Raw genomic sequence first — 6,801 nt, forward strand, 5'->3', positions numbered from 1 at the left:
GCACTGCTCGAAGCCGGCATCGACCGCCAGCTGGACCGCCGTCATGCGATGCGCGATATTCGGGCGCTCTTCGCCGGCCTCGGCGATCTCAGAAGCGAACTCACCATGCTCGGGCGGTACGTGCTCACGGTGTTGGACGAGGAGTCTCAATTGCTCCAGCTCACTTCGCGTGTTCCCTCAGGCCGGTCCAAACGCCTCGACGATGCGTACGCTGCGCTGTTCGCGGGTCTCTACGCGGAAGTGGCCGACTGGGTCACGGGCTGGGTGCCGGCGATCAGCAAGCAGGACGCCGCTGCCATTGGCCGCATCGGCGTCAACGCGCTGCTTGGCAAGCGGGCGACGAGCGCGCTGCTTGTCGGACCGGACGCCGACATCGCCGACGAGGCGTACGTCGCAGCCTGGACCGCGATGCTGGCCAGCCGGATCGAAGCGCTGCGCGAGTAGCTACAGGTCCAGCAGCGCCATCTCCGGCGCCTCGATGAGTTCACGCAACTCGGAAAGGAACGCCGCCACCGCAGCCCCGTCGACGATGCGGTGATCGAACGCGCACGTGAGCGACATCGTCGGCCGCGCAACAACATTGTCATCGACAACGACCGGCCGCGGCTTCAGCGAGCCCATGCCGAGGATCGCCGCCTCCGGATAGTTGATCACCGGCACGCCCTCGTCCAGCCCCAGCGCCCCGAAGTTGGACACCGTGAACGTGGAGCCCTGCAGTTCCGACGGCTTGAGCGTGCCGGCCCTCGCGTCGCGGATCAGCCGAGCCACCACAGAGGCCAGCTCGCGCGTGGTCTTGTCCTGGGCGTCGCTGACGACAGGCACCAGCAGCCCGCGCGGTGCGGCGACGCCGAATCCAAGATGGACGGCCGAATGCAGATGAATCTGCGGGCCGTCTGTGGTGTCGACCCACGTGGAGTTCAGGTTCGGGTGGTGGCCGATCGCGATAGTGAGCATTCGCAGCGTCAGCACGAATGGCGTGATCGGCGACTCCTCCCCCGCCACATCACGCATCCGATCCCTCAGCCGCAGCAGGTTGGTGCAGTCAACCTGGACGCTGGCATGTGCGTCAGGTATCTCTTTGCGCGACACCGACATTCGATGCGCCATCTCCGCCTGCACACCGCGCACCGTCAGCATGTCAGGGCTGGGCGCGGTCCTTCCAGCCGCAGCGAGCACGTCTTCGCGGGTGATCACGCCGTCGGGGCCGGAACCGGGGGCGATGTTCGTGAGGTCGACGTTCAGCTCGGCCGCCAACTTTCGCACCGGTGGCTTCGCGCGAGGACGCGCCTCCGCACCTGCAGATGCGCGCCTGCTTGTGTCCATGCCGTCGTCCGCGCCGTAGCCGACGAGCACCGGCCTTCGGGTTGAGGGCGGCGACGTGGGCGGGGGCGGCTGGAGCTCCTCGGCGTCCGTCGCGATGCGCACCAGCACCGCACCGACATTCAGCGTGTCGCCGTCGTCCCCGCCCAACTCGACGATGCGGCCGGCATACGGGCTCGGAATCTCGACCTCGGCCTTGTTTGTCTCGACTGTGCACAGCGTCTGGTTCAACTCGACGGAGTCCCCGGCAGCGACGTTCCAGCTCGTGATCGTCGCTTCCTCGAGGCCCTCGCCCAGATCGGGTACCAGGAACTCCTTCACGTTCACGGCTGCTCCATCGTCCGTTCGACACAGTCCAGCAGCCTGTCGACGCCTGGCAGCCACAGCTTCTCTAGCCGCGCAGGCGGATACGGTGTATCAAAACCGGTGGCGCGCAACACCGGTGCCTCCAAGTCGTAGAACAGTTCCTCGGAAATGCGAGCGGCCAGTTCCGCGCCGAAGCCCAACGTGCGCGGGCCCTCGTGCATCACCACCGCGCGGCCGGTCTTGCGCACGGATTCCGCGACCGTGTCGAAGTCGAGCGGGTTCAGCGACCGCAGATCGATGACCTCCATGCTCCAGCCATGCGTGTCGGAAGCGAGGTCGGCAGCGCTCAGTGCGGTCGCGACGAGCGGGCCGTAGGTCACCACCGTGACGTCGTCACCGGTGCGCCGGACGGCTGCTCGACCGATCGGAAGACCCGGCGAGTTCGTGTCGACGGCTTCACGTGTCCAGTAACGGCGCTTGGGCTCAAGGTAGATCACCGGATCCTGGCTTGTGATCGCCTGTCGCAGCAGCCAGTACGCGTCCGACGGCGTGGACGGCACCACCACTTTCAGGCCGGCGGTATGCAGCCAATAGCTCTCGGTGGACTCCGAATGGTGTTCCACCGCGCCGATTCCGCCGAAGGACGGAATCCGTATGGTCACCGGCATGTCCACATCACCGTGGGTGCGCATCCGGTACTTCGCCAAGTGGCTGACGATCTGGTCGAACGCCGGCGCGGCGAACCCGTCGAACTGAATCTCAGGGACCGGTATGAAACCGCGGATTGCCATTCCGATCGCGATGCCCACGATGGCCGACTCGGCCAGCGGTGTGTCGAAACACCGTTGCTCACCGAAGGTTTCGGAAAGACCCTCGGTCACCCGGAAAACACCGCCGAGCTTCGCGACGTCTTCGCCGAAGACCAGCACGCGCTCGTCGGCCGCCATGGCGTCGTGCAGCGCCCTGTTGATCGCCTGCACCATCGTCAATGTCGGCGCCGACGGCACCGCACTCAATAGCGGCCCGCGGGGCTCAGGCGCGTCGTCGCCCTGCATCGGCGGGCGCTCAATGATCTGTGTCATCTCAGGCCTCCTTCGCCAACTCCGCCAGCAGCTGTTGCCGCTGATTCGCCAGTTCCGGAGTGATGTCGCGGTAGACGGTGTCGAACATCTCGGTGATGTCGATGTCGTCGGCGCCGACCACCGACTCGCGTAACTCGCTGCGTAATCGTTTCGACTTGGCCGACACTCGCTCCTCGAGTCGCTCGGTCCACACGCCGACGGACTGCAGATACGTGCGGTACCGGGGAATGGGATCGCGAGCAAGCCAGTGGTCCAGCTCCTCCTGCGATCGGTATCGGGTGGGGTCGTCGGAGGTGGTGTGCGGCCCCAGCCGGTAGGTGATCGCCTCGATCAGCGTCGGGCCGCCACCCTCGCGCGCCCGCTGCGCTGCCTCCGCCATTACCGCGAAACAGGCCAGCACATCGTTGCCGTCCACGCGGACACCGGGCATGCCGTAGCCGATGGCGCGGTGCGCGATCGACGGCGCGGCCATTTGACGGCTGACCGGTACCGAGATGGCCCACTGGTTGTTCTGCACGAAGAACACACACGGCGCTTGATACACCGCTGCGAGGTTCAGCGCCTCGTGCGCGTCGCCCTCGCTGGTGGCGCCGTCACCCATGAAAGCCACCGTCACCGAGTCCTCGCCGAGCCGTTGCGCGGCCATCGCGGCGCCCACTGCGTGCAGTCCGTGAGTGCCGATCGGGATCGCGATCGGGGCGCAACATTTCTCGGTGAAGCCCAATCCGCCGTGCCACTTGCCGCGCCACACCGCGCCCATCTGCCCTGGTGTGATGCCGCGGATCAGAAACGCGCCGATCTCGCGGTACTGGGGAAACAGCCAATCGGTCTTGCGCAGGCACGCCGTCGCGCCGATCTGCGCGGCTTCCTGGCCGCGGCACGACGCGAACAGCGCCAATTCACCCTGCCGTTGCAGGTTGACGAATTCGATGTCGAGTTCGCGGGTGACGACCATCATCTCGTACAGCCAGCTAAGGGTCTCGGGAGGCAAATCCCGGCTATAGCGGTCAGAAGATGTGGGCGCCCCGTCGGGGGCAACGAGTTGCACCGGTTCGATGTCGACAACCACCGGCGTCGCGACTACCCGCCCATTCAGTAAAGCCATACCGCCTCCTTTTCGGTGACGGCATGTTCCGCCGTCGAACCGCGAGGTGCTCAGCACGGAGGCGATCAGAGCAAAACCTCAGGTGAGAGGCTGCCAGCTAGTTGCCGGGGTGGGGCGCTAGCTGGACGATGCGCTCTGCTCGCCGCAGCACTGGGGCATCTACCATTATGCCTTCGAACTGGAAGACGCCCCTCTCATTGCGCGCGGCGGCGAGGACGTGTCGTGCCCATTCCACCTGCTCAGCAGTCGGCTCATAGCCCGCGCGAATCACCGCGACCTGCGACGGGTGGATGGCGACTTTCGCGTCGAAACCGACGGCAACCGCGTCGTCGACCTCACCACGTAGGCCGTCGAGATCCTTGATGTCCAGGTACACCGAATCCAGCGCCATCCGGCCGTACGCCTTGGCGGCCAGCAGGGTCTGCGACCGCACGTGCTTGGCGACTTCGCGGTAGCTGCCGTCGGCGTTGCGGTTGGCGGTGCCCCCCAGCACGGCGAACAGATCCTCTGCGCCCCACATCAACGCCAACGCATTGTCGACGCGCGCGAGGTCCGTGACTGCGAGCGCGCCCAGCGGTGTCTCGATCAGCACCACCACGTCCAGCGGCGCCAGCGCACTTACCTGCTCGGCGGTTTCGGTTTTCGCCAGCATCACGGTGGTGTAGGCGGTGCGGGACAGCGCCTTCAAGTCGAGCTCGTGGTCCGCCGTGGTCGTGGGATTGATTCGCACGACGGTGCGGGCCGGATCCAGCGGAGTATCGACGAGCGCTTTGCGCGCGGCCTCGCGGTCCTTGGCGGCGACGCCGTCTTCCAGATCGAGGATCACCACATCTGCTGCCGCGGCGGCCTTTTCGAACCGCTCAGGGCGGTCTGCTGGGCAGAACAACCAAGCCGGACCAATCTGGTCGAGCGCCATCAGTTCTCCTCGGCTTCGGCAGGTCGCTTGCGCACCATGGTCTTTCGCGACGCCGTCGCGACGACGTCGCCGTGCTGGTTGCGGGCGGTGTGGGCGAAGGTCACGATACCTTCCCCGGGACGGCTCTTGGACTCGCGCTTGTCGGTCACCTCGGTCTCGGCGTACAACGTGTCCCCGTGGAACAGCGGCTTGGGGAACGCGACCTCACCGAAGCCGAGATTGCCGACGATGGTGCCCTGCGTCAGTTGCGCAACGGACAGGCCAACCAAGGTCGACAGGGTGAACATGGAATTGACCAGCCGCTGATTGAACGGCGGCAGAGCATCCGAGAATGCCGCGTCGAGATGAAGCGCCTGGGTGTTCATCGTCAGCGTGGTGAACAGGACGTTGTCGGCCTCGGTGATGGTTCGGCCGGGCCGGTGCTGGTAGAGCACACCTGTCTCGAACTCCTCGAACCACAAGCCGCGCTGGACGACTGTTCTTTTCTGCGGCTCATCGCCCATTACAGACCGGCCTCACGGGCGATCAGCATCAACTGCACTTCCGTTGTGCCCTCCCCGATTTCGAGGATCTTGCTGTCGCGGTAGTGACGGGCCACCGGGTACTCGTTCATGAACCCGTAGCCACCGAAGACCTGGGTGGCGTCGCGCGCGTTGTCCATCGCGGCCTCGCTGGCGACCAGCTTGGCGATCGCGGCGGCCTTCTTGAACGGCTTGCCGGCGAGCATCAGCGCTGCGGCGTCGTAGTACGCCGTGCGTGCGGTGTGTGCACGGGCCTCCATCCGGGCGATCTTGAACGAGATCGCCTGGTAGGTACCGATCGCCGCCCCGAACGCCTCGCGTTCCTTGGCGTACTTGACGCATTCGTCGACGCACCCCTGCGCGGCTCCCACAGACAGCGCGGCGATGGCAATTCGGCCCTCGTCGAGGATCCGCAGGAAGCCCGCATAGCCGCGCCCCCGCTCACCCAGCAGGTTCCCCTGCGGCACCCGCACGTCGTCGAAGCTCAGCGGATGCGTGTCCGAGGCGTTCCAGCCGACCTTGTTGTACGCAGGCTCGGCGGTGAAGCCCTCGGTGGGCACCGGCACGAGAATCGACGAGATCTCCTTCTTACCACCGGATTCGCCGGTCACCGCGGTGACCGTGATCAGCTTCGTGATGTCGGTGCCCGAGTTGGTGATGAACTGCTTGGAGCCGTTGATCACCCAGTGTCCGTCGTCCAGCTTGGCGGTGGTCTTGGTGGCGCCCGCATCGGTGCCCCCGCCCGCCTCCGTCAGGCCGAAGGCGCCGAGCGCCTTGCCACTCGCCAGCAGCGGCAACCATTCCTGCTTCTGCGCCTCGTTGCCGAAGCGGAACACGGGCATGGCGCCCAGCGACACGCCCGCCTCCAGCGTGATCGCGACGCTCTGGTCTACCTTGCCCAGTTCCTCCAGCGCCAGGCACAGCGCGAAGTAGTCGCCGCCCATTCCGCCGTACTCCTCGGGAAACGGCAGGCCGAACAGTCCCATGTCGGCCATACCGGACACGACTTCGTAAGGGAAGGAATGCTCTTCGTCGTGCTTGGCCGCTACCGGCGCCACCACACTCTGGGCGAAGTCGCGCACCGTCTTGGCCAGCTGCTCATAGTGATCGGGCAGCATGCCGGTCGCCAGAAAATCACTCATGTCACTTCCTTTTGCATTGCGTCTGCTGAATTGCCGGCTTCGCCGGCGGTGATCCTCGCCAGCGGCTGGCCCACCTTCACCTGGTCGCCTACGGCGACAAGTAGTTCCACAACACCCGCTACGGGCGCGGCAAGCGCATGTTCCATCTTCATCGCCTCGACGGTGACGACGACCGCGCCGGCGGCGACGTGGTCACCGTCGCCGACACTCACGGCGACCACCGAACCCGGCATCGGGCTGGTGAGCTCGGCGTCGCCGCTGTGCGCATCGTCGGGACGGACCGGCGCTTCCCGAAGCTCCTCGACTACGACAGTCCGGCCCGCGCCGGACAGCCAGATCTGGCCGTCGGCGGCCGCGACGAGATAGTCGGTGCGCAGGCCGTCCAAGGTGATCGCAAACCGGTCGCCGT

At 66.1% G+C, this 6,801-nt stretch carries 8 protein-coding genes; 1 reads left to right on the forward strand and 7 read right to left on the reverse strand.

Annotated elements, in window-relative coordinates:
• Positions 1–444, forward strand: a 444-nt coding sequence (locus VFH65_RS21650; protein WP_353324103.1) for a TetR/AcrR family transcriptional regulator, incomplete at its 5' end; no start/stop codon positions are given.
• On the opposite strand, the gene VFH65_RS21655 is transcribed toward VFH65_RS21650, so the two are convergent.
• The 7 genes from VFH65_RS21655 to VFH65_RS21685 form a co-directional block, all read right to left on the reverse strand.
• On the reverse strand, positions 445–1,647 hold the full coding sequence (locus VFH65_RS21655; protein ID WP_353324104.1) for a dihydrolipoamide acetyltransferase family protein: 1,203 nt from the start codon (positions 1,645–1,647) through the stop codon (positions 445–447).
• Complete coding sequence (locus VFH65_RS21660) at positions 1,644–2,708, reverse strand: alpha-ketoacid dehydrogenase subunit beta (RefSeq protein ID WP_353324105.1); 1,065 nt, start codon at positions 2,706–2,708, stop codon at positions 1,644–1,646. Before VFH65_RS21660 ends, VFH65_RS21655 begins: the two co-directional genes overlap by 4 nt.
• A 1-nt stretch (position 2,709) precedes the next feature.
• Positions 2,710–3,813, reverse strand: a complete 1,104-nt coding sequence (gene pdhA / locus VFH65_RS21665) for a pyruvate dehydrogenase (acetyl-transferring) E1 component subunit alpha (RefSeq protein ID WP_353324106.1) — start codon at positions 3,811–3,813, stop codon at positions 2,710–2,712.
• A 97-nt stretch (positions 3,814–3,910) separates the two neighbouring features.
• Positions 3,911–4,729 carry an HpcH/HpaI aldolase/citrate lyase family protein gene (locus VFH65_RS21670; RefSeq protein ID WP_353324107.1) on the reverse strand — a complete coding sequence of 273 codons (819 nt, stop codon included), beginning with the start codon at positions 4,727–4,729 and terminating at the stop codon, positions 3,911–3,913.
• Complete coding sequence (locus VFH65_RS21675) at positions 4,729–5,232, reverse strand: MaoC family dehydratase (RefSeq protein WP_353324108.1); 504 nt, start codon at positions 5,230–5,232, stop codon at positions 4,729–4,731. The genes VFH65_RS21670 and VFH65_RS21675 overlap by 1 nt, the downstream gene beginning before the upstream one ends.
• A complete protein-coding gene (locus VFH65_RS21680; RefSeq protein WP_353324109.1) occupies positions 5,232–6,392 on the reverse strand; it encodes an acyl-CoA dehydrogenase family protein in 1,161 nt (386 codons plus the stop codon). The genes VFH65_RS21675 and VFH65_RS21680 overlap by 1 nt, the downstream gene beginning before the upstream one ends.
• A partial coding sequence (locus tag VFH65_RS21685; RefSeq protein ID WP_353324111.1) for a biotin/lipoyl-containing protein occupies positions 6,389–6,801 on the reverse strand: 413 nt, incomplete at its 5' end. The genes VFH65_RS21685 and VFH65_RS21680, both read right to left, overlap by 4 nt.

The sequence above is a fragment of the Mycobacterium sp. genome (assembly GCF_035697385.1).
GTDB lineage: Bacteria > Actinomycetota > Actinomycetes > Mycobacteriales > Mycobacteriaceae > Mycobacterium.

Excerpts from the sequence above, each read along its gene's own strand:
- VFH65_RS21660 (WP_353324105.1), bottom strand. The coding sequence starts at position 2,708 with ATGACACAGATCATTGAGCGCCCGCCGATGCAGGGCGACGACGCGCCT.
- pdhA (WP_353324106.1), bottom strand. The coding sequence starts at position 3,813 with ATGGCTTTACTGAATGGGCGGGTAGTCGCGACGCCGGTGGTTGTCGAC.
- VFH65_RS21670 (WP_353324107.1), bottom strand. The coding sequence starts at position 4,729 with ATGGCGCTCGACCAGATTGGTCCGGCTTGGTTGTTCTGCCCAGCAGAC.
- VFH65_RS21675 (WP_353324108.1), bottom strand. The coding sequence starts at position 5,232 with ATGGGCGATGAGCCGCAGAAAAGAACAGTCGTCCAGCGCGGCTTGTGG.
- VFH65_RS21680 (WP_353324109.1), bottom strand. The coding sequence starts at position 6,392 with ATGAGTGATTTTCTGGCGACCGGCATGCTGCCCGATCACTATGAGCAG.